The organism is Streptomyces longispororuber, assembly GCF_014656095.1.
Classification (GTDB): domain Bacteria; phylum Actinomycetota; class Actinomycetes; order Streptomycetales; family Streptomycetaceae; genus Streptomyces; species Streptomyces longispororuber.
In genome coordinates this window covers 30,622-54,304 of record NZ_BNBT01000049.1, presented here as the reverse complement: position 1 = coordinate 54,304, position 23,683 = coordinate 30,622, and the positions used below count along the sequence as shown (strand labels likewise).

23 protein-coding genes are annotated in these 23,683 nt (G+C 74.3%); 9 read left to right on the top strand and 14 right to left on the bottom strand.

What is annotated here, in order from left to right; genetic code table 11:
* The coding region (locus tag IE330_RS17590; RefSeq protein ID WP_190136979.1) for an AAA family ATPase at positions 1-1,188 on the bottom strand (1,188 nt) is incomplete at its 3' end.
* A 247-nt stretch (positions 1,189-1,435) separates the two neighbouring features.
* Between IE330_RS17590 and IE330_RS17585 the strand changes: the two genes are divergently transcribed.
* On the top strand, positions 1,436-2,344 hold the full coding sequence (locus IE330_RS17585) for an MBL fold metallo-hydrolase (protein WP_190136978.1): 909 nt from the start codon (positions 1,436-1,438) through the stop codon (positions 2,342-2,344).
* 30 nt (positions 2,345-2,374) lie between these two features.
* A complete protein-coding gene (locus IE330_RS17580) occupies positions 2,375-3,868 on the top strand; it encodes a carboxylesterase/lipase family protein (protein ID WP_190136977.1) in 1,494 nt (497 codons plus the stop codon).
* Between the two features lie 84 nt (positions 3,869-3,952).
* On the opposite strand, the gene IE330_RS17575 is transcribed toward IE330_RS17580, so the two are convergent.
* Entirely contained in the window at positions 3,953-4,630 is a 678-nt protein-coding gene (locus tag IE330_RS17575; RefSeq protein WP_190136984.1) for a 2OG-Fe(II) oxygenase, read from the bottom strand.
* Positions 4,631-4,737: 107 nt separating this feature from the next.
* The gene (locus tag IE330_RS17570) at positions 4,738-5,235 is read right to left on the bottom strand and encodes a methylated-DNA--[protein]-cysteine S-methyltransferase (protein ID WP_190136976.1); all 498 of its coding nucleotides are present in this window, start codon (positions 5,233-5,235) and stop codon (positions 4,738-4,740) included.
* A 354-nt stretch (positions 5,236-5,589) separates the two neighbouring features.
* On the opposite strand from IE330_RS17570, the gene IE330_RS17565 reads away from it, so the two are divergent.
* From IE330_RS17565 to IE330_RS17555, 3 genes are all read left to right on the top strand, one after another.
* Positions 5,590-6,123, top strand: coding sequence for a hypothetical protein (locus IE330_RS17565; protein ID WP_229925718.1), 534 nt, complete (start codon positions 5,590-5,592; stop codon positions 6,121-6,123).
* A gap of 210 nt (positions 6,124-6,333) precedes the next feature.
* The gene (locus IE330_RS17560; RefSeq protein ID WP_190136974.1) at positions 6,334-8,364 is read left to right on the top strand and encodes an NADPH-dependent 2,4-dienoyl-CoA reductase; all 2,031 of its coding nucleotides are present in this window, start codon (positions 6,334-6,336) and stop codon (positions 8,362-8,364) included.
* A 52-nt stretch (positions 8,365-8,416) separates the two neighbouring features.
* On the top strand, positions 8,417-8,995 hold the full coding sequence (locus IE330_RS17555) for a PadR family transcriptional regulator (RefSeq protein ID WP_190136973.1): 579 nt from the start codon (positions 8,417-8,419) through the stop codon (positions 8,993-8,995).
* A gap of 28 nt (positions 8,996-9,023) precedes the next feature.
* Here IE330_RS17555 and IE330_RS17550 read toward each other — a convergent pair whose 3' ends face one another.
* From IE330_RS17550 to IE330_RS17535, 4 genes are all read right to left on the bottom strand, one after another.
* Positions 9,024-10,154, bottom strand: coding sequence for a Gfo/Idh/MocA family protein (locus IE330_RS17550; RefSeq protein ID WP_190136972.1), 1,131 nt, complete (start codon positions 10,152-10,154; stop codon positions 9,024-9,026).
* Positions 10,151-10,894, bottom strand: coding sequence for a sugar phosphate isomerase/epimerase family protein (locus IE330_RS17545; protein ID WP_190136971.1), 744 nt, complete (start codon positions 10,892-10,894; stop codon positions 10,151-10,153). The genes IE330_RS17550 and IE330_RS17545 overlap by 4 nt, the downstream gene beginning before the upstream one ends.
* Positions 10,895-11,139: 245 nt before the next feature.
* Positions 11,140-11,682, bottom strand: a complete 543-nt coding sequence (locus IE330_RS17540) for a hypothetical protein (protein WP_190136970.1) — start codon at positions 11,680-11,682, stop codon at positions 11,140-11,142.
* A gap of 196 nt (positions 11,683-11,878) precedes the next feature.
* Positions 11,879-12,868 (bottom strand): LysR family transcriptional regulator, encoded by a 990-nt coding sequence (locus IE330_RS17535; protein ID WP_190136969.1) that lies wholly within the window; start codon positions 12,866-12,868, stop codon positions 11,879-11,881.
* A gap of 166 nt (positions 12,869-13,034) precedes the next feature.
* Between IE330_RS17535 and IE330_RS38995 the strand changes: the two genes are divergently transcribed.
* Both IE330_RS38995 and IE330_RS17525 read left to right on the top strand, forming a co-directional pair.
* Positions 13,035-13,865 (top strand): TetR/AcrR family transcriptional regulator, encoded by an 831-nt coding sequence (locus tag IE330_RS38995; RefSeq protein WP_229925717.1) that lies wholly within the window; start codon positions 13,035-13,037, stop codon positions 13,863-13,865.
* A gap of 8 nt (positions 13,866-13,873) precedes the next feature.
* Entirely contained in the window at positions 13,874-15,226 is a 1,353-nt protein-coding gene (locus IE330_RS17525) for an aldehyde dehydrogenase family protein (RefSeq protein WP_190136968.1), read from the top strand.
* Positions 15,227-15,260: 34 nt separating this feature from the next.
* On the opposite strand, the gene IE330_RS17520 is transcribed toward IE330_RS17525, so the two are convergent.
* A complete protein-coding gene (locus IE330_RS17520; protein WP_190136967.1) occupies positions 15,261-15,713 on the bottom strand; it encodes a nuclear transport factor 2 family protein in 453 nt (150 codons plus the stop codon).
* Between the two features lie 232 nt (positions 15,714-15,945).
* Here IE330_RS17520 and IE330_RS17515 point away from each other — a divergent pair, with 232 nt between their 5' ends.
* Positions 15,946-16,527: a PadR family transcriptional regulator gene (locus IE330_RS17515; RefSeq protein ID WP_190136966.1), complete on the top strand. Its 582-nt coding sequence runs from the start codon at positions 15,946-15,948 to the stop codon at positions 16,525-16,527.
* A 45-nt stretch (positions 16,528-16,572) separates the two neighbouring features.
* Here the strand turns inward: IE330_RS17515 and IE330_RS17510 are convergent, their stop codons facing one another.
* The 5 genes from IE330_RS17510 to IE330_RS17490 form a co-directional block, all read right to left on the bottom strand.
* Positions 16,573-17,559 carry a fibronectin type III domain-containing protein gene (locus IE330_RS17510; RefSeq protein WP_190136965.1) on the bottom strand — a complete coding sequence of 329 codons (987 nt, stop codon included), beginning with the start codon at positions 17,557-17,559 and terminating at the stop codon, positions 16,573-16,575.
* Positions 17,560-17,702: 143 nt separating this feature from the next.
* Positions 17,703-18,134: a PTS-dependent dihydroxyacetone kinase phosphotransferase subunit DhaM gene (locus tag IE330_RS17505; RefSeq protein ID WP_190136964.1), complete on the bottom strand. Its 432-nt coding sequence runs from the start codon at positions 18,132-18,134 to the stop codon at positions 17,703-17,705.
* Entirely contained in the window at positions 18,131-18,748 is a 618-nt protein-coding gene (gene dhaL, locus IE330_RS17500; RefSeq protein ID WP_190136963.1) for a dihydroxyacetone kinase subunit DhaL, read from the bottom strand. The genes IE330_RS17505 and dhaL overlap by 4 nt, the downstream gene beginning before the upstream one ends.
* Before the next feature lie 90 nt (positions 18,749-18,838).
* Positions 18,839-19,831 (bottom strand): dihydroxyacetone kinase subunit DhaK, encoded by a 993-nt coding sequence (gene dhaK, locus IE330_RS17495; RefSeq protein WP_190136962.1) that lies wholly within the window; start codon positions 19,829-19,831, stop codon positions 18,839-18,841.
* Between the two features lie 1,172 nt (positions 19,832-21,003).
* Entirely contained in the window at positions 21,004-21,861 is an 858-nt protein-coding gene (locus tag IE330_RS17490) for a class I SAM-dependent methyltransferase (protein WP_190136961.1), read from the bottom strand.
* Between the two features lie 116 nt (positions 21,862-21,977).
* Here IE330_RS17490 and IE330_RS17485 point away from each other — a divergent pair, with 116 nt between their 5' ends.
* On the top strand, positions 21,978-22,565 hold the full coding sequence (locus IE330_RS17485) for a TetR family transcriptional regulator (protein WP_190136960.1): 588 nt from the start codon (positions 21,978-21,980) through the stop codon (positions 22,563-22,565).
* 516 nt (positions 22,566-23,081) lie between these two features.
* On the opposite strand, the gene IE330_RS17480 is transcribed toward IE330_RS17485, so the two are convergent.
* Positions 23,082-23,678, bottom strand: a complete 597-nt coding sequence (locus IE330_RS17480; RefSeq protein ID WP_373314673.1) for a terpene synthase family protein — start codon at positions 23,676-23,678, stop codon at positions 23,082-23,084.
* Positions 23,679-23,683: the final 5 nt, after the last annotated feature.

Genomic DNA, 23,683 nt, shown 5'->3' with positions numbered 1-23,683 from the left:
GGCGCGGCCCGCGGTCCGCTCCAGCTCGGCCGACACGGCCGCGTCCGGGCCCGTACAGGCGGCGGCCAGGTGCCAGGCGCGCCGGTCCGGCTCGTCCCGCAGCAGCTCGGCGAGCGCGAGGTGGGCCTCGCGCCGGGCGCCGGAGGGCGCGGCGTGGTACACGGCGGACCGCGCCAGCGGGTGCCGGAACCGGAGGTTCCGGCCGGTCCGCCGGACGAGCCCGGCCCGCTCGGCGGGCAGCCAGACGTCGTCCTCGGCGTCCGGCAGCCCGGACCGTACGCCGACCGCGGAGTCGGCGCCGTCCCTGGCGGCCAGGAGCAGCAGGGCGTGCGTCGTGGCGGCGGGCAGGCCGCCCAGCCGGTCCGCGAAGATCCGCTCCAGGTGGTCCGTGAGGGGCAGCGGGCCCGCGGGCGGCAGCGGGACGGCGTCGTGGGCGGTGACCGCCCTCGTCAGCTCGACCAGCGCCAAGGGGTTGCCGCCCGCCTGGTCGAGGATGCGCGTCCTGGCACGGCCCCTGGGGCTCCGCGGCTGCAGGTCGAGGAGCTTGTCGGCCGCGGCCTCGTCGAGCGGTCCCAGGGTGAGCGTCGGCGTACGACCGTCGAAACCCGGCAGGCGCTCGCCGTCCCGGACCGCGAACAGCATCGTGACCGGTTCGCCGTCCAGCCGCCGGGCGGCGAAGGCCAGTGCGTCCAGCGAAGCGCGGTCGCACCACTGCGCGTCGTCCACCACCACGAGGACGGGACCCCGGTCGCCCAGGCCCGACAGCAGGCCCAGCACGGCGACCCCGAGCAGCAAGGGGTCGGGCGGCGCCGCGTGCCGGGGTGCGGGCGGACCCGCGCCGAAGGCCTCCTGGAGCGCCGCACGCTGCCTGTGCGGCAACCGGTTTACCTCGGCCGACACCGGCCGCAGCACCTGGTGCAGCGCGGCGAACGCCAGCCTCGACTCCGAGGCACTGCCCTCGGCCCGCAGGACGCGGGCGCCACCGGCCTCCGCCCGGCGCGCCACACGGTCCAGCAGCGCGCTCTTCCCCGTGCCCGCGCCGCCGACCAGCGTCAGCACCCGGTCGGCCGACGCCGGGTCCACCGTACGCAAGAGCCGTCGCAGCTCGGCATCCCGGCCGACGAACGGCTCGCTCGCCTCCGGCCCGGGTTCCGTGGCCGTACCGAGGTCGCCTGCGTGCTCGTCCACGGGGTCTCCACGGGCTTCGGGAAGGGCGGCTCTTCGAACGGGAGCCACCTTGCCACGCGGCGCCCGGGCCGCGAGCGGCCGTACCCCCGCCCTTGCCGCGTGCGGCCGCCCCACGGCCCGGGCCGCGCGCGGCCGCGTCCCCGGCCCGGGCCGGGGGCGCGGGTGCAGTCACATGACGGATACCCGGCCCGCAGAGCCCGCTCGTACGGTTCAGGACATCCCCCAACTCCCCAGCACAGGACGCCTCATGGACCACATCACGCTCGGCGACGTCGACATCACCCGGGTATGGGAGTACTTCGGGCCCGTCGACATGACGCCCGGCGCCTTCTTCCCGGACAGCCCGAAGGAGGCGTGGGACGCCTCCTGGCTGAGCCCGCACTTCCTGGACCCCGGCACCGGCATCGTGCACTCCGCGATCCAGACCTGGCTGCTGCGCAGCGAGGGCAGGACCATCCTCGTCGACACCGGGGTCGGCAACCACAAGGAGCGCCCGTACGCGCCGGTCTGGAGCCACCGCGAAACGGACTTCCTGGCGAACCTCGCCCGGGCCGGAGTCCGGCCGGAGGACGTGGACCTCGTGATCAACACGCATCTCCACGTCGACCACGTCGGCTGGAACACCTACCTCGACGGACGGCAGTGGGTGCCCACGTTCCCCAACGCCACCTATCTGATGCCGAAGCACGACTTCGACTTCTGGAACCCCGAGAACGGCCACGAGCCGCTGCTCGGCCGCGGCAACCAGAACGTCTTCGAGGACAGCGTCGCCCCGGTGCACCGGGCCGGCCGGACGCTGCTGTGGGAGGACAGCCACCGGATCGACGCCGGCCTGCGCCTGGACGCGGCCCCCGGGCACACCCCCGGCTCCTCCGTCCTGACCCTCACCTCCGGGACGGACCGCGCGGTGTTCGTCGGCGACCTGCTGCACAGCCCGGTGCAGATCCTCGAACCCGACGTCAATAGCTGCTTCTGCGAGGACCCCGCGGGCGCCCGCGCCACCCGCCGCAAGGTGCTCGGCTGGGCGGCCGACCACAACGCCCTCGTGATCCCCGCGCACCTCGGCGGCCACGGTGCCGCCGAAGTGGCGCGCGCGGGCGGCGGGTTCGCCATCAAGGGCTGGGCCCCCTTCGCCCCGTACGCCGAGCGGTCCTGAACTCCACGAAAGGCACGGAAAGGCATCCCTGTGCAGCACCACCCCGAACCCGTCGTCATACGTACGGCGCAGGGCGCGGTCCGCGGCCTGCGCCGAGGCGGCACCGCCGCCTTCCTGAACATCCCCTACGCCGCCCCGCCACGGGGCGCCGGGCGGTTCGCACCGCCGCGGCCGCACGCGCCGTGGGACGGCGTACGCGACGCCACCGTGCCGGGGCCCAGCGCCCCGCAGTCCGCGCGCGGGCTCGGCAGCGTGGACCTGTCCCCCTACTTCGGACCCGGCTGGAGCCGCGGCGAGGACTACCTGACCGTCAACGTGTGGGCGCCCGCCGCCGGTGGCGGTGGCCTGCCCGTGATGGTGTTCGTCCACGGCGGCGGATTCGTCGCCGGGTCGGCACGGTCCGCGCTCCTCGACGGCTCCGCCTTCGCCCGCGACGGCGTCGTCCTCGTCACCGTCCAGTACCGGCTCGGCATCGCCGGTTTCCTCGACCTGCCCGGCGCCCCCGCCAACCGCGGCCTGCTCGACGTCGTCGCCGCGCTGCGCTGGGTGCGGGAGAACGTCCCCGCCTTCGGTGGCGACCCGGGCAACGTCACCCTCTTCGGCCAGTCGGCCGGGGCGACCGTCGTCGGCGGCGTCCTCGCCACCCCCGGGGCCGCGGGCCTCTTCCGCCGGGCCGTCGTGCAGAGCGGCAGCGGCCTTGGCGCGTTCACCCCCGAGCAGGCCGCCCGCGTCACCGCGGCCGCGGCCGCGGCCCTGGGCGTCAAGGCCCACGCCGACGCCTTCGCGGACATCCCCGACGACCGCCTGGTCGAGGCCGCCTCCGGGCTCGCCGGCATCGACCTGCGGACCCGGACCCGGCACGACCCGCTGCTCGGACTGACCCCCTTCAGCCTCGTCCTCGACACGCAACCCGCCGCGTCCGTCGCGCGGGGCGCGGGCGCCGACGTCGACCTGCTCCTCGGGACCAACGCCGAGGAGGGGAACCTCTACCTGGTCCCCGTGGGCACGTACACCACCTCGACGGCCGCGGACGTGGACGACGTGGCGGCCCGCTCCCACCCGGAGCCGAGGCGCCTCGTCGAGGCGTACCGGACGTCACGCCCCGAGGCGTCCTTCGCGGAGCTGCGTGCGGCCGTCATGGGCGACGCCCTGTTCGGCGCGGGCACCCGCGCCCTGGCCGACGCCCATGCCACCCACCCGCGGTCCGCCACCTACGCCTACGAGTTCGCCTGGCGCTCACCGGCCCTGGGCGGGGACCTCGGTGCCGCCCACGCGGTCGAGCTGCCCTTCGTCTTCGACCTCGCGCACCTGCCCGCGCTGCGCGGCCCCGCCGCCCTGCTCGGCCCCGAGGAGCCGCCCGCGGACCTCGCCGGCCGTATGCACGGGGCCTGGATCCGGTTCGCCGCGACCGGCGCCCCCGGCTGGGACCCGTACGACACCCGGCGCCGGGCCACCATGCGCATCGACACCACGTGGACCCAGGTCGACGACCCCCGGGGCCGGGAACGACGGGCGTGGGACTGACCCGGCGGGGCCGCGACCCCGTCGGGCGCGGCGGCGTGGCTGGTGGTGTCGTTCCAGCCGACGACCGGCCGGTGCGCGGACGCGCTACGCGTCGTGGAACACCAGCCCGAGCGCCCGGCGCAGGCCCGAGTGGACCGTGCTCACGCCGTGCCGGACCGGGGCCGCCGACCAGCCGCGGGCGGAGCGCACCGGGCGGTCGCGGGTGGTGAACACCAGGCCGTGGCCCTGCGGCAGCACGGTGACGGTGCCCCGGGACTGGGCCCGCGGCCGCTGCTCGACGAGCAGGAACTCGCCGCCGGTGTAGTCGGCGCCGTGGACGTCGAGGCCGATGACGACCTGGAGGGGGAAGACGAGGTCGCCGAAGACGTCGCGGTGCAGCGCGTTCCAGTCGCCGCTCTCGTAGCGCAGCAGGATCTGCGCGGACTTGGCCTGGCCCGCGGCGTGGCACTGCTCGATCCAGGTGCCGAGGTCGTCCGGCCAGGGCGCGGGGCGGCCGAGCCGGGCGGCCCACTCCCGGGCGACGGGCAGCAGCCGGGGGTAGAGCGCGGCCCGCAGCTCGGCGACCGGCGCCGGCAGGTCATGGCCGAAGTAGCGGTACCGGCCCGAGCCGAAGCGGTGCCGGGCCATGTCGACGGTGGTGCGGAAGAGGCCTTCGTCCTCGTACAGCGCGGCGATCCGCCCGCACTCCGCGGGTGTGAGCAGCGCGGACGTCAGGGCGCAGCCGTCGGCGTCGAGCCCGGCGGCGACACCGTGCCAGTCCACGGCGTCGACCCGGGCGGCGGGACCGGCCGCCGCACGCGCTCCGCCACCGGGCCCGGCCGCGGCCTCCGTACTCGCACGGGCCCCGGACCGGGCGGCCGCGGCGCGGGTCACGCCGCCTCCAGGTCCAGGAGGCGGCGCTTGCGGTCCAGGCCGCCCGCGTACCCGGTCAGGGAACCGTCCGCGCCGATCACCCGGTGGCACGGGCGCACCACGAGGACCGGGTTGCGGCCGATGGCGGTGCCGAGGGCCCGTACGGCGGCGCGGGACAGGCCGAGCCGGGCGGCAAGGGCCCCGTACGTGGTCGTGGTGCCGTACGGCACGGAGTCGAGGGCGCCCCAGACCCGGCGCTGGAAGTCCGTACCGGCGCCGGGGGCGTACTCGACGTCGAACCGCGTCAGGGTGCCCGCGAAGTACGCGCGCAACTGCCCGGCGATCTCGGCGAACGCGGCGTCGTCGCGGATCCAGCCGTCCTGGACGACCGCGCCGCCCTTCTGCCCGGGCACGGACAGGGACACGAGCGCCGTGCCGCCCTTGGCGGTGGCCGAGGCCTCGCCGACGAGCAGCAGCTCGCCCAGCGGGCTGTCGAGGGTGGTGTGGACGGTCATCCTTCGCCTCTTTCGCTTCCTCTGCTTCCTTCGTGATCAGTCTGCGCCGTGCGACGGCGCGCGGCTGGCGGTTTTCGGACAGGGCGCTGACGCCGTCCCGGCGCCCGGACAGGCCCCGTGTGCGGTGCGTGACCGGCCGGGCGCGCGCGGGCCGCGGTCCCGGCGGGCGCAGGGGCCGCTCCGGTTCACGCGGGACCCGTGCGTGCGCGCCACGGGCGCCGGGCCGGCGGCGAGAAGTCGTCGGACACGCGTGCGCCCGTGGATAACCGGCCCCTCCGGCCGGTAATGATCACGTGGGGAATGGTCAGAGGGGCAGCTCGTTTCTAGCCTTGTGCCGACCGAAGGGTGGGGATGATGGACGTACCGAACGTCGTCGGGGACTGGCAGGACTACCGGTCCGCGGAGTTGTCGGGGCTGCGCGTGCGCGTGCACGGCCTCAAGCGGGCCGTGCCCAGGCGGGGGCGGGACGAGGACGCCAAGGGCCTGACCTACGTCGCCTTCGACGTCACCTTCGAGAACCGCGGCCGCGCGTTCGTCACCATCGACCTGCACGACCATCCGTGGCACTACGACGTGCGCGTGGGCCGGGACGGGCACGGCGCGTTCGTCGACGAGTACGGATCGGTCGTCATCCGGGACTTCAACCTGTATCCGCAGCGGCGGGTCACGGCCACGCTGTACGCGGCGGCGCCGGTCGCCAAGCTCAAGCAGGTGGACGTCCAGATCAGCCCGCGGATCGACGGCGAGCCGTCGTTCGGCTACGTCTGGGTCGGCGGCCTCGGCGTGCACGAGGCGTCGACGCGGGTGGGGGCCCGGGCGTCGACGGCGAAGGCGGGGGTGGCCAGCGAGGTGGAGCGGTTCCTGCAGGACAACGCGCCGGGGGAGTGAGGCGACGGCCGGGGCCCCGCGAGGGCCCCGGGGGGATCTCCACCCTCCGCCCGGGTCCTCCGGGCGGGCATTCCGGCCGGGCCCCGCGGGCCGGGTGTGAGGTGCGTCCCGGTTCTTGTGCAACTAGTTGCACAAAGAGGAGGGCTGTCCTACAACTGACCTGACGCCGCGCGGTCGCGCGCCCGCGCACCCGCCTACGAAAGAGGCCGCATGGACTCCCCGAGCCGCTACCCGCACCTGCTGAGCCCGCTCGACCTGGGCTTCACCACGCTGCCCAACCGGGTCCTGATGGGCTCCATGCACGTGGGCCTCGAAGAGGCGCCCGGCGGGTTCGCGCGCATGGCCGAGTTCTACGCGACCCGGGCCCGCGGCGGCGTCGGCCTCATCGTCACCGGCGGCATCGCGCCGAACGAGGAGGGCCGCCCCTGGGAGGGCGGCGCGAAGCTCACCACGGAGGCGGAGGCCGAGCGGCACGCGCCCGTCACCGCCGCCGTGCACCGCGAGGGCGGGAGGATCGCGATGCAGATCCTGCACTTCGGGCGGTACGCCTACCACCCGGACCTGGTCGCGCCGAGCGCGATCCAGGCGCCGATCAGCCCGCACCTGCCGCGCGCCCTGGAGGACGACGAGGTCGAGCGGACCGTCGAGGACTTCGTCCGCGCCGCCGTCCTCGCCCGGTCCGCGGGCTACGACGGCGTCGAGATCATGGGCTCCGAGGGCTATCTGATCAACGAGTTCATCGCGGCCCCGACCAACCGCCGCACCGACCGCTGGGGCGGCTCCTACGAGAACCGCATCCGCTTCCCCGTCGAGATCGTGCGCCGCACCCGCGAGCGCCTCGGGGACGACTTCATCATCGTCTACCGCCTGTCCATGCTGGACCTCGTGCCCGGCGGCTCCACGCTCGACGAGGTCGTCCACCTGGCCCGGGAGATCGAGGCCGCGGGCGCCAGCATCATCAACACCGGCATCGGCTGGCACGAGGCCCGCGTGCCCACCATCGCCACACCCGTGCCGCGCGGCGCCTTCGCCTTCGTCACCAAGAAGCTCATGGGACAGGTCTCCGTACCGCTGGTGACCACCAACCGCATCAACACCCCCGAGCTCGCCGAGCAGTTGCTCGCCGAGGGCGCCGCCGACATGGTCTCCCTGGCCCGCCCGCTCCTCGCCGACCCGGACTTCGTCGCCAAGGCCGCCCAGGGGCAGCCGGACGCCATCAACACCTGCATCGGCTGCAACCAGGCCTGCCTCGACCACACCTTCAACCTCCAGATCACCTCCTGCCTGGTCAACCCGCGCGCCTGCCACGAGACCGAGCTGGTCCTCGGCCCCACCCGCCACGCCAAGCGCGTCGCCGTCGTCGGCGCGGGCCCCGCCGGACTCGCCTGCGCGGTCTCGGCCGCCGAGCGCGGCCACCACGTCACCCTGTACGACGCCGCGCCCGAGATCGGCGGCCAGCTCGACGTCGCCCGCAGGGTGCCCGGCAAGCAGGAGTTCGACGAGACGCTGCGCTACTACCGCACCCAGCTCGACCTGCGCGGCGTCGACGTACGGCTGAACACGTACGTGACCGCGGACGCGCTCGTCGCCGCCGGGTACGACGACATCGTCCTGGCCACCGGCGTCACGCCCCGCGTCCCCGACATCCCGGGCGTCGACCACCCGAGCGTCGTCGGCTACCTGGACGTCCTGCGCGACGGCGCGCCCGTCGGCGACCGGGTCGCGATCATCGGCGCGGGCGGCATCGGCGTCGACGTCGCGGAGTACCTCACCGACACCGGCGACAAGGCCAACCTCGACCCCGCGACGTACTTCCGGCACTGGGGCGTCGACCTCGACTACCGCGAGCGCGGCGGCCTCACCGAGCCCGAGCGGCCGCTGCCGCCGCGCACCGTCCACCTCGTCCAGCGCAAGCGGACCAAGGTCGGCGCGGGCCTCGGCAAGACCACGGGCTGGATCCACCGCGCCGAGCTGCGCCACCGCGGTGTCAGGACGGTCGCGGGCGCGCAGTACGACCGCATCGACGACGAGGGCCTGCACCTCACCGTCGACGGCACCCCGCGGACCCTGCCCGTCGACACGGTCGTGCTCTGCGCGGGCCAGGAACCCCGGCGCGAGCTGTACGAGGACCTGCTCGCCGCGGGCGTGACCGCGCACCTCATCGGGGGCGCCGACGTCGCGGCCGAACTCGACGCCAAGCGCGCCGTCAAGCAGGGAACGGAACTGGCCGCCGCGCTGTGACCCCACCGGCGGCGCCGGGCGCCACCGCGCCCGGCGTCCCTAGGATGCCCGCATGTCACTCCCGCACGCCATCCTCACCGCCCTGCTCGAGAAGCCGTCCTCGGGTCTGGAGCTGACCCGCCGCTTCGACCTGTCGATCGGCTACTTCTGGTCGGCCACGCACCAGCAGATCTACCGGGAGCTGGGAAAGCTGGAGCGTGCCGGGCTGATCCGGGCCCTGCCGTCCGAGCAGACGACCCGCGGCCAGAAGAAGCGGTACGAGGTACTGCCCGGGGGCCGCGCCGAGCTGTCCCGCTGGACCGCCGAGGGCCAGGACCCCAAGCCGATGCGCGACGCCCTGCTGCTGCGGCTGCGCGCGGCCGCCGTGGTCGGCACCGACGGCATCGGGGCGGACCTGCGCCGCCACCTGGAACTCCACCGCGACCGGCTCGCGGAGTACGAGGAGATCGAGCGCCGCGACTTCCCGCCCGGCCTCGACGCGGTCGAGGACCGGCTGCGGCACGCGGTCCTGCGGGCCGGGATCGACCTGGAGACGTTCTGGACGCGGTGGCTGGCACGGACGCTGGAGGACCTCTCCGGGGACCTCGCCGAGGACACCGCGGACCTCGCCGAGGGCCGCGCCGAATCCTGAGACCGGGTGCTGCCCGGACCCCGCGCGCTCACCCCAGGGTCGCCGCCGTCGGGTCCCAGTCCTCGGGGAGCGGCGCCGGAGGGACGACCTGCGCGGCGAGCGGGACGAACTGCGACCGGGCGGCGGACTCCGTGACGGCCGTCATGGTCTGCAGGACGTGGAAGGCCAGGGCCCCCGAGGCGCGGTGGGTGCTCCGGGTGCCGGGCACGATCCGGCCGTCGCCGGCGCGGATCGCGCGGGCCATGTCCAGGACGCCGAGGCCGCGCCCCTCCGTCCGCCCCCGGACGGCGAGTTCGCGCCAGTCGGCGGAGCCGTTCGGGCGCAGCCGCAGCGGGCCGCGGAAGGTGTTCGGGTCCGGCACCGCGAGCGTGCCCTCCGTGCCGACGACCTCGAAGCGGACGCGCGGCACGGCGCTGTCGAAGCTGAACGTCGAGACGGCGCTCGCCCCCGAGGCGAACTCCAGGAGCGCGGTCACGTGCGTCGGTACGTCCACGGGGAACGACTGTCCGGCCTTCGGACCCGACCCGACCGTGCGCCGCGCCCGCGCCCGGGCCCCCGTCGCCGCCACCCGCGACACGCTGCCGAAGAGCGCCACCAGGGCCGTCAGGTAGTACGGGCCGAGGTCGAAAAGCGGCCCCGCGCCCGCCTGGTAGAGGAAGGCCGGGTCCGGGTGCCAGGACTCGGGGCCGAGGCTCTGCACCGTCGTCGTCGCCGCGACCGGGGTGCCGATGTGCCCCGCCCGGATCGCCCGCAGCGCCGACTGCAGGCCCGCGCCCAGGAACGTGTCCGGTGCCCCGCCGAGCATCAGACCGCGCTCGGAGGCGTCGGCGATGAGCTTCTCCGCCTCGGCGGGCGTGGGCGTCAGCGGCTTCTCGCCGTACACGTGCTTGCCCGCGCGCAGGGCCGCGGCGGCGACCGGCGCGTGGGCCGCGGGCACGGTGAGGTTGACGACGAGCTCGACGTCCGGCTCGGCCAGGACGGTGGGCACGTCCCCGTGCAGCGGTATGCCGTGGGCGCGGGCCGCGGCGGCCGCCCGCCCGCCGTCGAGGTCGGCGACGGCCAGCAGCCGTACGTCGGGGAAGCCGCTCAGGGTCCGCAGGTACTCGGCGCTGATGACGCCGGCCCCGACGACGGCGACGCCGACCGGGCCGGTGCTCACACCGCCGCCAGCGCGTCGAGGTAGGCGCGGCTGGCCGCCAGCTCGCCGAACACATCGCCCGCGCACGCGTCGAACTCCACCACCCGCCAGGCGTCCGGGGCCGCCGCGAGCAGCTCGGGCACCGGCATCGTGCCGCCGCCCACCGCGACGTTCGGGTCGTCCTTCGTGCCCGGGCCGTCCTTGAGGTGCAAGGCCTGCACACGGTCGCCGAGGCGGCCGAGCAGGGCGGGCACGTCCGCGCCGCCGACCGCCGCCCAGTAGGTGTCGACCTCCAGGAACACCTCCGGGGCGAGGAACTCGGCGAGCACGTCGAGGGCGTGCCGTCCTGCGACGCGCGGCTCCAGCTCCCACCAGTGGTTGTGGTAGCCGAGCCGGAGGCCGTGCCGGGCGGCCGTACCGGCGAGGGAGTTGAGGCGCTCCGCGGTCCGGGCGAGCCCGTCGCGGGTGGTGAACTCCTCCCGCGGGAAGCCCGCGGGGATCACGGCGAGGGTGGTGCCGAGACCCGCGACCGCGTCGAGGGCGGCGTCCGGGTCCGCCCCGAGCGCCTGCCCGACGTGCGCGCCCGACACGACGAGGCCCAGGCCGTCGGCGAGCCGCCGGAGCCCCGCCGGGTCGTCGTCCACGTCGAACGCCTCCACCGCGCCGTACCCCATCGCCGCGAGGCGCTCCAGGGTCCCGGCGCGGTCGGCCGCGAGCGGGGCGCGCACGGAGTACAACTGGACGCTGAGCGGTCGTGACATGGCGGTCCTCCCGGTCGGCTGGGAGGACGGTATGGCGCGCGGGCGGGGCGGACAAGAGGGCCGTCACGGGTCCGGGCCCGCGAGGGTCCCGTACGCGCCGCCGCCGTCCCGCGGGCGGCGGGACGGCGGCAGCCGGAGGGCCCGGGGCGCGCCCCGGGCCGGTGCGACGGGGGCCGGTCCCCGAGAACCGGCCGGGTGGAGGGGAGGGGGAGCCGGACTGGCTGTCCGGTCCGGGGACGACGGGGTCAGAAGTGACTGCGGACGGTCCGGCGGCGCACGTACCACACGCCGCCGCCCACGGCCGCCGCCACCAGGACGCCGCCCGCGGCGAGCGTCACCGTGCCGTAGCTCTCGACCGCGCCGCCGAGGCCGCCGCGCACACCGCGCGCGGGGGCCGTGGTCGACGAGGTCGTCGGCGCGACCGTCGGTGTCGTCGGTGCCGTCGGCGTGGGTGGCGCGCCGCCGACCGTCACGGCCTGCGAGCCCGCCGTCGTACCGTCGTCGCAGAGGACCACGACCGTATGGGTGCCCGGCGCCACGTTCTGCCAGGAGGCGCTGCCCCCCGCCAGGGTCGCCTGCCGCCCCTGGGAGAAGTTGGCCACGCCGTCGCTGAGCAGCGAGGCCTTGCCCCCGGTGGAGCAGGCGGTCGTGGTGGCCCGGACGGTGCTGCCGTCCACGGACACGCTGATCCCCTGGGCGGCGAGCGCCGCGGGGGCGCCCAGGGCCAGCGGCAGCGCCATGGCGGCGACGGTCAGGCCGGAGCGAAGGGATATCTGGGTCGTACGCATGAATCCGCCCTCCGGTGGCACGGGGGGCGGTACGTCCCATGCGCCGCCGCGATCGGGAAACACCCGTGCTACCTGACGACGAGCCAACGCGCCGCTGGACCGCACCGCATGCGGACCGCCTCCGGGCAGGTGACGGCGTCCTTCGTCCGGCCGACAGCGACCCGACGCCGCGCCGGGCCGCCGCCCCGGCCCGGTGTCACCACGACGGGCCCGCCTGGAGCAGCCGGTCACGGACGAGCCGCACGTGCGGGTTGTCCGGCGTGCCCGGGCGCTGCGCCAGGTAGCCGGTGTTGATCGGCGGGTCCTCGGGCAGCAGCAGCGGCACCAGCGCCCCGGACGCCAGCTCGTCCAGGCACAGGTAGCGCGGCAGGACGGTGACGCCCGCCCCGGCCACCACCGCGGCGCGCACACCGCGCAGGTCCGGCACCGTCAGCGCGGGCCGCGCGGTGAGGCGCTCGCCGAAGACGTGCCACCAGTAGCGGCGGGCGATCGGCAGGTCCTCGGCGTACGCGACGAGCGGCACCCCACGCAGCGCGGCGGCACCCTCCGCCGCGACCCGGTCCGGCCCGATGCGCTGTGCCCACGCGGGCGAGGCGACCAGCACGAACTCCTCGTCGGCCAGCGGCACCGCGCTGAGGGTGCGGCCGCGCAGCCGCATCGTGGAGATCACCAGGTCGAAGCGGCCGCCGCGGAGCCCGTCGAGGAGCTCGTCGGTCAGGCCCAGGGTGACCCGCAGCCGCACCCCCCGCTCGGTCAGCGGGGCCAGCGCGGGCAGCACCCGCGTGCACAGCAGCTCCGCCGGGCCCGCCAGGTGCACCGGGTCGGGCGCCTTGGCCGGGGCGAGCGGACCCCGGTCGGCCACCGCGGCGAGCGCGTCCAGCGGGCCCGCGACCTGGGACGCCAGCTCGTCGGCGACCGACGTGGGCACGGCGCCGCGCGGCCGCCGCTCGAACAGCTCCCGGCCGAGCTGCTGCTCCAGGGAGCGGACCTGCGTCGTGACCGTCGGCTGCGACAGGCCGAGCAGCCGCGCCGCCGCCGTGAACGAGCCGGACCGGTGCACCGCCAGGAAGGTGCGCAGCAGGGACAGGTCGAGGGGCGGGCGGGGCGGCGGCTGCGTGACCGGTGCGGGCTCGGGGGAGCCGCCGGTGCGCCGCGACGATCTGCCATCGGAATCCCTATGGGGCATGCCGGAGATCCTATTGGCTCCCTATGGGGAACGCGGTCTACCGTCGAGCGCGTGACGTCCTGACACTTCGGACGCAGAACGTCAGCGCGCCTCGCGCCTTCGTGGCCCCGACGACGCCGGAGCCGCGGAGTGTCCGTGGAGCATCCGAGGAAAGGACCGGCCGGACATGGTGAAAGCGACTGGCGCCGACCGTCTCCCCGAGGTGCTCGACGCGACGTACGCCTGCCTGAGCAGGTACGGCGTCCGGCGCACCACGGTGGACGACATCGCGCGCGAGATGGGCGTGTCCCGGTCGGCGGTCTACCAGTACGTACGCGGCAAGGACGACGCGGTCCGCCGGCTCGCCCGGCGGCTGCACGACCGCGCCCTGGAGCGGGCCGAGGCGGCCGCCGTCCGCGCCGCGCCGCCCGCCGAGCGCGTGCACGGCATCCTGGCCGCGAAGCTGGACCTGGTCCTCGACCTCACCGGCCGCTCCCCGCACACCGTCGAACTCCTTGACCCGAACGCGCGCCTGTCCGGCGACATCTGCGACGCCTTCACGGCCCGGCTGCGGGTGCTCCTCACGGAGCAGTTCGCGGCGGCGGGCCTCGGCGGCCGCGACGCCGAGGCCTTGGCATCCGACGCTCCGGCGCGTGTGGCGGCCGCTGCCTCTGACGTTCCTGTGCACTCGGTGGCTTCCGCTTCCGGTGCTCCGGCGCGCGTTGCGGCCGCTGCCTCTGACGCCCCTGCGCGCACGGTGGCTACCGCCTCCGGCGCTCCGGCGCGCGTGGCGGCCGCTGCCTCTGACGTCCCCGTGCACACGGTGGCCACCGCCCCCGGCGCCCCGGCGCACACCGCCCCCGACACCCTGACCCCCACCCGAGCCGCCGACATCTGTCTCGCCCTTGTCGTCGGCCTCGAAACCGCGCCCGACGCGGCCCGCCTGCTGCGGCCCGCGATGGACGCCCTGCTCACGGGGCTGCTGCCCCGCCCCACCGCACCGTCCCGCACTCCGTAGAGGACCCCATGAACCACCCCGCCCCCGCCCCCGTGACCGGCCCCGCCGAGGCCGCCGCGCTCGTCGACCGCCTGCGCGCGACCTTCCGCACCGGCCGGACCCGGCCGCTCGACTGGCGCACGCGGCAGCTCAGCCAATTGCGCGCGCTGCTCACCGAGCACCGCGAGGACATCGCCGACGCGCTCCACGCGGACCTCGGCAAGCCCCGCGCCGAGGCCTACCGCTCCGAGATCGACTTCTCGGTCCGGGAGATCGACCACACCCTGGAGCACATGGAGGAGTGGCTGCGCCCGCAGGACGTCGACGTGAGCGCGACCTTCGGCCCGGCGGCCGGAGCCGGCACGCGGTACGACCCGCTCGGCGTCGTCCTCGTCATCGCGCCCTGGAACTACCCCGCCCAGCTCCTCCTCGTGCCCGTCGCGGGCGCGCTCGCCGCGGGCAACGCGGTCGTCGCCAAGCCGAGCGAGCTGGCCCCCGCCACCTCCGCCCTGGTCGCGGAGCTGCTGCCGCGCTACCTGGACACCGACGCCGTGGCCGTCGTCGAGGGCGGCGTGCCCGAGACCACGGCGCTGCTCGCCCAGCGCTTCGACCACATCTTCTACACCGGCAACGGCACCGTCGGCCGCGTCGTGATGCGCGCCGCCGCCGAGCACCTCACGCCGGTCACGCTCGAACTGGGCGGCAAGTCACCGGCGTTCGTGGACGTCGGCCTCGACGGCGCCGCCCTCACCGAGACCGCCCGGCGCCTGGCCCGCGCCAAGTTCGCCAACGCGGGCCAGACCTGCGTCGCCCCGGACTACGTCCTGACCGACCCGGCCACCGCCCGCGCCCTGGAGGACGCCCTGGCCCGGGCGGTCGAGGAGCTCTTCGGGCCGGACCCGGCGGCCTCCGAGGCGTACGGACGCATCGTCAACGAGCGGCACTTCGACCGCCTCTCGGCGCTGCTCGACTCCGGCCGCCTCGTCACCGGCGGGCACACGGACCGGGCCACGAAGTACATCGCGCCGACCGTCCTCGCCGGGGTGGCGCCCGACGAGCCCGTGATGCGCGAGGAGATCTTCGGCCCCGTCCTGCCGATCGTCGAGGTCGACGGCCTGGACGAGGCGATCGCGTTCATCAACGACCGGGACAAGCCGCTGGCCCTGTACGCCTTCACCGACTCGGCGGCCACCCGCGAGCGCATCGCCGCGGAGACGTCCTCGGGCGGGCTCGGCTTCGGCCTGCCGATGGCCCACCTCGGGGTGCCCGAGCTGCCGTTCGGCGGCGTCGGCGAGAGCGGCATGGGCGCCTACCACGGCCCGCACTCGATCGCTGTCTTCAGCCACCGCAAGGCCCGCCTGGACGTGCCGCTCGGAGGCTGAGCCCCCGGGCCCCGGCCCGGCCCCGGCCCCGCGGTCAGCGCCCCTCGGGCGGCGACGGCACGAGCCCGTCGGCGACCAGCCCGGCGTACACGGCCTGCCCGAGGGACTCCACGGCCGACCGCGGCCGCACCATCACCGTGAACTCCTTGACGAGGCCCTCTTCGTCGACGTGCAGCAGATCGATCCCGTGGATCTCCTTGCCGCCGACACCCGCCCGGAAGAGGAGCACCGCCGACGGGGCCTCGGCCCCGTCGGTGCTCGTCCCGGCCGTGCCCTCGAACGAACCGACGTACCGGAAGTCCTCGAAGGTGCGCAGCAGCACGCCGAACAGACCGAGAACCGCCTCCCTGCCCTCGAAGGGCCGGAACGTGACCGGGCTGTACAGGCGTACGTCCGGGGTGAACAGCTCCGCGACGGCGGACAGGTCGCGCTTCTCGACGGCGGCGCGGAAGCGGTCGGCGGCGACCGCGGCGGGATGTGCGGACATGGTGGACCTCCAGCGGGACGAAGAACCGGCGTCACCCACGGCCGCATACGGCTCGTGGGACGCATACAGCTCGTAGGACTCATACTCAAGAATCTGACTAGTCAGATCGATGACTATGATGGGGTGCGCGGACGTCCGAGGGAAGAGGGCCTCCGCGAGCAGGAGCGGTCCGCACGAAGAGGGAGCGGTCCCCGCGAAGGGGGCGGAAGAGGCGCAAGGGAGGCGGTGGCGCATGGCCTTGCGGCACGCGGTGCTCGCGGCGCTGCTGGACGGCGAGTTCAGCGGCTACCAGCTCGCCAAGGGGTTCGACATCGGCGTCGCCAACTTCTGGCACGCGCTGCCGCAGCAGCTCTACGCCGAACTGTCCCGCCTGGAGGGCGAGGGGCTCGTCGCCGGGCGCGAGGTGGTGCAGGAGGGGCGGCCGAACAAGCGGCTGTTCACGGTCACGGACGCGGGCCTCGCCGAGTTGGAGTCGTTCGCCGCGGCCGCCGCGAAGCCGTCGTTCATCCGTGACGACCTGCTGGTCAAGGTGCAGGCCGTGGACGGCGTCGACGCGGCGCCCGTGATCGCCCAACTGCGGGAGCGGGCGGCCGTCGCCGAGGCCAAGACGGAGGTCCTGGGCGCGCTGCTCCGGCGGTTGCGCGGGGACCTGGACGAGGACGAGTTCCTGCGCACGGGCAGGCGGATCGGGCCGTACCTCACCTGCCTGCGCGGACTCGCCTTCGAGCGGGAGACGCGCGAGTGGTGCCTGCGCACCGCGGACCTGCTCGCCCGACGGCGGGCGGAGGCCGCGCGGGGGCGCGCCGGAGGTTGACCGGACGGCGCGCGCCCGCGCAGGGGCCCCGGGCCTCGAGGTGACTCAGTGGGTGGTGACGGTCCGTTCGGGGGAGTAGGCGCCCCACGTGCCGTCCGGCAGCTTGGCGCGGAGCTTCACGCGGTGGCTGACACCCGCCTGCTTGCCCACGTAGAAACTGTGCTCGGCCTTGTCGCGCGGTGCCGTGCCGCCGAAGACCAGCGAGGTGGCGCTCTCGCCGTCGAGCGCGATCTGGTACTCGCTCACCGCGCCGCCGGTACGCGGCGGCCGCCAGGACAGGTCGACGTAGTAGGCGCCGTCCTCCTCGCGCGTGGTCGCGCGGAACGCCGCCGGGGCGGTGCCGCGCCCGCTGTTCTTGCCGCCCGTGGTGGTCACGCGCACGGCGGGGCTGGCGGGCGAGAAGTTGTCGGCGGCGTCGCGCGCCTTCACGGTGAAGGTGTACGCGGTGCCCGGCCGCAGCCCGGTGAGGAGCGTGGCCGTGGTGGAGCCGCCCACGCTGTGGATCTTCGTCGGCCCCTGGTAGATCTCGTACGAGGCCACCCCGCGGTCGTCCGACGACGCGGCCCACGACAGGGTCGCCGCGCGTCCGCCCTCGGCCTCGCCGCGCAGGGTGCGCGGGCGCGAGGGCGCCTTGCGGTCGGCCGCCACCGCGGCGGGCGTGGTCACCGTCAGCTTCTTGCTGTCCGCGCTGACCCGCCCGCCGGCGTCCCGGGCCCGCACGGTGAAGGAGTACGTCGACGAGGGCTTGAGCCCGGTGACGTCGACCATGTGCTGGTCGGCGGGGACGCGCTTGACCCGGGTGGTGCCGCGGTAGACGTCGTACCCGCTGATGTCGGCGCCGTCGGCGGTCTGGTTCCACATGACGTGCACGGACGTGGCGCTGCCCGCCTGCACGGTGACCCCCCGCGGTGCCTGCGGCGGGGGCGAGCTCTCGCCCCCGCCGCCACCCCAGGCACAGGAACTCAGCAGGCAGGCGGCGGTGACGGTGAGACAGGCGGACGTCCAGCGGAACGTGTGGGGGGTCCGTCGCACGGGGGGTGCCTTCCACTCGACGCAATTGGTCCGGACCAATGTGACAGTGCTGACGGGACCACATCAAGAGGTGCGGCGCCGTGATCCGCCGAGCGCCCCTTCATGATCCTCCGGCGCTACGGCCCTGTGGCGACCCTGCGGCCTCAGACCTTGCGGTAGCTGTACGCCTCCCGCGCCGCCGCCTCCACGGCGGCCAGGTCACCGCCCGCCGACGCGGTGACGACCGCCGCGACGGCGCCCTCGACGAAGGGCGCGTCCACCAGGCGGGTGCCGTCAGGCAGTTCGTCGCCCTCGGCGAGCAGCGCCTTGACGGTGAGGACGGCGCTGCCCAGGTCGGTGAGGACGGCGACGCCCGCGCCCCGGTCGACCTGGCGCGCGGCTGCGGTGATGAGGTCGGAGCTGGTGCCGAGGCCCCCGTCCTCGGTGCCGCCCGCCGGGGCGACGGGGGCGGTGCTCCCGCCCGCGAGGCCCTGGGCGAGGTCCGCCACGGAGCGGGCCACGGCGGCGCTGTGCGAGACGAGCACGATGCCCACGCGCCGGTCGCCGCCGCCCGCGGGAGAGGTGCCGCCGGTCATGCGGAGGCCTCCTTCGTGGCCGCGGCGGTGTCCGCCAAGGCCTCGAACAGCAGCGCCGACGAGGTCGCGCCCGGGTCCTGGTGGCCGACGCTGCGCTCGCCCAGGTAACTCGCCCTGCCCTTGCGGGCCTGGAGCGGAACCGTCGCCAAAGCGCCCTGACGGGCGGCCTCGCACGCCGCCGCGAACGACGTGGACAGCGCGTCGACGCCCGGGAGCAGCGCGTCCAGCATCGTCTTGTCCCCCGGCGCGGAGCCGCCGAGCGTGGCCACCGCGTCGACGCCGGCCCGCAGCGCCTGTGCGAACTCCGTCTCGGCCACCTGCGCCGCGTCGCCGAGCGCCTTGCCGGTGCGGCGCAGCAGCGTGCCGTACAGGGGGCCCGACGCGCCGCCCACGGTGGAGATGAGCTGCCGACCGGCCAGCATCAGTACGGCGCCGGGCGTGTCGGGGGCCTCCTTCTCCACCGCGGCGGTGACCGCGGCGAAGCCGCGCCGGAGGTTGCTGCCGTGGTCGGCGTCGCCGATGGGCGAGTCCAGCTCGGTGAGCCGGTCGGCCTCCCGGTCCACGGCCGCCGCGGCCGTCGTCAGCCAGCGGCGGAAGAAGTCGGCGTCGAGCACGGGGTCTCCTTGCTGTGAGGGCGGAACTGAGGTCGGAACTGAGGTCGGAACTGGGGGCGGAACACTGCTGAGATGAGAGGGGGGGAGGGGTCACATACCCCAGCGCAGGGCGGGGGTGCGTACCGGCGCGTCCCACAGCCGCAGCAGCTCCTCGTCGATCTGGCACAGCGTGACCGAGGCTCCCGCCATGTCGAGCGAGGTCACGTAGTTGCCGACCAGTGTGCGCGCCACGGCGACACCGCGCTCGCCGAGCACGCGCTGCACCTCCGCGTTGAAGCCGTACAGCTCCAACAGCGGCGTCGCGCCCATGCCGTTGACGAGGACGAGGACCGGGTTGCGGGGGTCGAGGTCCTCGAGGACGGCGTGCACGGCGAAGTCGGCGATCTCGCCGGACGTCATCATCGGGCGCCGCTCGCGGCCCGGCTCGCCGTGGATGCCGACGCCCAACTCCAGTTCCCCGGCGGGCAGGTCGAAGGTCGGCGAGCCCTTCGCGGGGGTGGAGCAGGGGCTGAGGGCGACGCCGAAGCTACGGGAGTTGTCGTTCACGCGCCGCGCGACGGCCTCGACGCGCTCCAGCGGCATGCCCGCCTCGGCCGCGGCGCCCGCGAGCTTCTCCACGAACAGGGTCGCGCCGGTGCCGCGCCGCCCGGCGGTGTAGAGGCTGTCGGTGACCGCGACGTCGTCGTTCACGAGAACCTTGGCGACCTGGATGCCCTCGTCCTCGGCCAGTTCGGCGGCCATGTCGAAGTTCAGTACGTCACCGGTGTAGTTCTTGACGACGAACAGCACCCCCGCACCGCTGTCCACCGCGGCGGCGGCCCGCACCATCTGGTCCGGAACCGGGGAGGTGAACACCTCACCGGGGCACGCGGCCGACAGCATCCCCGGACCCACGAACCCGCCGTGCAGCGGCTCGTGCCCGGAGCCGCCCCCCGACACCAGCGCGACCTTCCCGGCCACGGGCGCGTCCGCGCGGACGACGACACGGTTCTCGACGTCCACGGTCAGCTCGGGATGCGCGGCCGCCATACCCCTGAGCGCGTCCGCGACCACGGTCTCCGCCACGTTGATGAGCATCCTCACGGGTACCTCCTGAAGAGATTAGCGGGTGTGCCCTAGACCTGCATTTGCCATGAGCAGAGCACATATGACCAGTTGTTGATCTTGGTGATGGGTGACGGTTCGAGGCGGGTCCCGGCGGTAATGTTGCTGACCTGATGCCGACTTTGGTGACGGCTTGTCAGGTTCGGTAGGCAGTCGGCGGTGAGATGTAAGAACTCATGTTGACGGCAGTATCGGCCTTGCGGCGGCGAAGGTCACGTGTCGGCGGCCCGGGCAACCTCAGGGGGCGAGGCGGTGCGGCTTGCACCAGGAGTAGCAAGCACAGTCGAGGGCTGTGCTGGGAGCCAACAGTTTCTTCGTCTGCTGGTGGTGTACAGGCCGTACCTAGCGGACCAGCGTAAGTCGCAGAAGTTGAGGTGGGGTGCGGAGCCTTGGGCCGCGTATGGCCCGGATCTTGTACTGAGGTTGCGACTCGGTACGCGATCAAGGCCGGCTCGTGCTGGCCTGGCCTGGCCGGCGGGCTAGTAGGTGATCGGTACTTGGCCTGGAGGGCGAGCGTGAGTTCCATGCTCGCGCGGGACCAAGAGGCCCTGGGGTCGCCCACGGCCTCTCGAAAGCAGCCGGAGTGTCCGCGCTGGCTGGGATGGATGCCGGAGCGACTTCCTGCCCCGCAACGACTCGGGCAGCAGCGGCTGGACGAACTCCCACTCGGCATCCGACAGCTCATGTCGACGTATCACCTGACCATGATCCATTAGTCAAGATCATTTGAGGGGACCGCCTAGGCCGATCGCAGCTTCGTCCCTCCGTGTGCATAGGCTGCCGCGGTGACCGAGCCCTTGCCGTTCCCCGGCAACCCCTCCGAGCTGCACCTGCGCATTGGCTACGCTGGCATGCTGAGTGATGCTCCATGCGGATGCACTGGAAGAGTGGAGCGTGGACATCCTCCACCGTCGCCGGGTGCATGACGGCAGCCGGTGCCCGGCGGCGCCCGGTGCGTGCGAAGCAGACGACTGCCGGGCGTACACCGTCAGCGACGACGCGGCTGGTTCGATGACCTTCGTCTGTGTGCACCTTGAAACGGACGGGTTCGCGGATTTCGGGGTGCAGTACAGCATGAACCCGCACGCTCGGCGGCGGGTGTGGGCTGCCGTGAGTGCGGGTTCATCGGGTTGCGTGGCGGGTGGTGGGGCTCAGCCGTGTGCGGCCTTGTCTCGTTCGGCGGTGACCAGCCAGGAGCTGCTGCGCAGCCACACCCCGCCGTCCGCCTCGTGGTGCTGTAGGGCGGCCGTCAGCGCCTGGCGCGCGGCGTCCTGCGCGGACGGGGTCACCTGGTCGAGGAGGTGACGTCCGGGTCCGGAGTCCAGGAGGAATTCGGCGGCGTCCTTTGCGTCGGCGCCCCACTTGCCCGCCGCCTCGACACGCCGCACGTCCACCCCGACGAACCCGCCCGCGACGAGCAGGTCGCGGATGCGGCCGGGATCGGTGAGCGAGAACATGCCGGGGCCGCCGGCCTTCCCGAAGCCGCCGAGCGGCAGGATGTGCTTGAGGGAGGCCAGCGCGGCGAGCCACTCGTTGGCCTCGGCCTCAGCCGCGCAGATGAAGGCCAGCCGGCCGCCGGGGCGCAGCGCGCGGTGGAGGTTGGCGAACGCGGCGACCGGGTCGGTGAAGAAGGTCATGCCGTACCGGCTGATGACCGCATCGAACGCTTCGGCGTCCAGCGGGTGGACCTGCGCGTCGCCCTGCACGAAGGCCACGTTCGGAATCCCTTCGCGTGCGGCGCTCTCGCGCGCCCTGCTCAGCATCGGTCCCGACAGGTCCAGGCCGAGCGCGTGGCCGCGTGCGGCGCGCTTGGCGGCGAGGCGGGTGGTGCGGCCGGCTCCGCAGCCGACGTCCAGCACGGTGTGGGTTGTGGAGATGGCTGCGGCGTCCAGCAGGGGCTGGTTGAAGCCGTCGTTGACGGCGTCCCAGCGTTCCTGGCTGCGGGCCCACTGCGCGCCTTCGTAGCCGTTCCACGCCTCGGCCTGTGCGGTGTTGGCGAAGTGCCCCATGGGTGAACTCCCTCCCGCCGGGGCGCGACGGGGCGCCCCGGCCCTAGTATGGGCAAGCGCCCAAATAGTATGGGCGAACGCCCATACTTGCAATACGTCGAAGGGAAGGGGCTGTTGTGTCACCTCGTGGAGTGGCCATTCCAGACCTGCGGGAGCGGCTGTTCGCGGCCGCGGAACGGGTGGTGGCCCGGGACGGGGCCGCGGCCCTGACCAGCCGCGCGGTCACCGCGGAGGCCGACTGCGCCAAGGGGGTCCTGCACACCCACTTCGCCGGCCTGGACGAGTTCGTCGCCGAACTGGTCCTGGACCGCTTCGCGCGCAGCGCACGCCAGGCCGAGGCCCTCAGGGCCAAGGTGGGGCAGGCCACGGTCGCCGAGAACCTCCAGGAGGTCATCGAAGCCCTGCTGGACTCCCTGCCGCCTGCGGTGGTGGGCCTGGCGATGACCCGTCCCGCGGCCGCGTCGCACACCCGCGAGGGCTTTGAGTCCGGCGCACCCGCGTTCGACGCGATCCAGCACGCCGTCACCGCCTACCTCCAGGCGGAACAGGACGCCGGCCGGATCCCCGCTGGCAGCGACACCGCCGCCATCGCGCTCGCGCTCGTCGGCACGACCCATCACCTGCTGATGACCCGCAGCCCCGCACCCACCCCCGACACCGCGGTGACCACCCAGCGGCTGCTGGCCGTACTCCTCGGCGGCTGAGCTCCCTCGCCGCCTTCGTTTCCAAGACCGTTCACAGGGCTTTTGGGGGTGCGCTTCCGGGGGCGGCGTCGGGCGCCACCTTCCACGGGACCACGCCACCGCCGAGACCCTGCGCAACGCGGTCCAGACGGTCATGGACGACCCGCAGATCGCCACTGCGGTGACCAGGCTCCGCCGGGACATCAGTGGCGCCGGTGGAGCCGCAGCCGCGGCCGACACCGTGGAGAAGGCACTCACGGACACGCCCACGACCGGGCACTGATCCGGCCACCGCGTCCGCACCTCGACCCCGGCCGGCAGCCCAGGGCCACCACGCCCACATCTCCGGCCGACGGCACGTTCACAACCGTCTCGGTCCCTCTGCAGGACCTCCCCAGAGCAGGACACCACGGCGTACGCCGCGAGGGTGTTTTCCCACGCGTCAACGACGGTAGGACCCTGCGGAACAGCAGCCCCCTCCGCAGATGACGACCTGGGGCACCCCCGTCGACTTCATGGGCTGCTGCAGCAGCATGTTCAGGGGTACGCCTCGCAGCTCGCACCCTGCCCTCGCTGCGGCCCGGCGTGAGCGGGCGCGTCGCGTGGTGTGCGGGCGGAAGCGTGCTCATGGGGCAGGTAGAGGGTGTGGTGGGGGGTGAGGAGGACGGTGGCGTCGGTCAGACCGTTCCAGGTGTGGCCGCGGCCGTTGTAGCGGGGGGTGAGGTAGGACCATTCGAGGTTCCCGGCGATCATCGCTTCCAGTGCGTCCAGGTAGACGCCGAGGTCGCTGTCCAGCGCTGCCGGTCCGGCGCGTAGCTGGGCGGTGAGGTGGTCGAAGTCGGCTTCCACGCGGTGGACGGTGGCGGCGACGCGGTCGACGGCCGCCTGGAGGTCGCCGCCGTTTTCGGCGAGGGCGAGCTGGATCTCGTTCATGGTGTCGCCGCTGTAGAGCTCTTTGCGGTAGGAGAAGATGTCGTTGACGCCGATCCAGTGCCGGCCCACCAGTGCGTTGAGGCGTCGCAGTTCGGGCAGTTCGGCCAGGCGGTCGCTCAGATCGACGCCGAGGCCGAATTCGAGGAGGGGGAAGCAGCACTCCCCGATCGAGCTGCTGCGGTACTGCTCGTAGGTGGGCAGGTCGA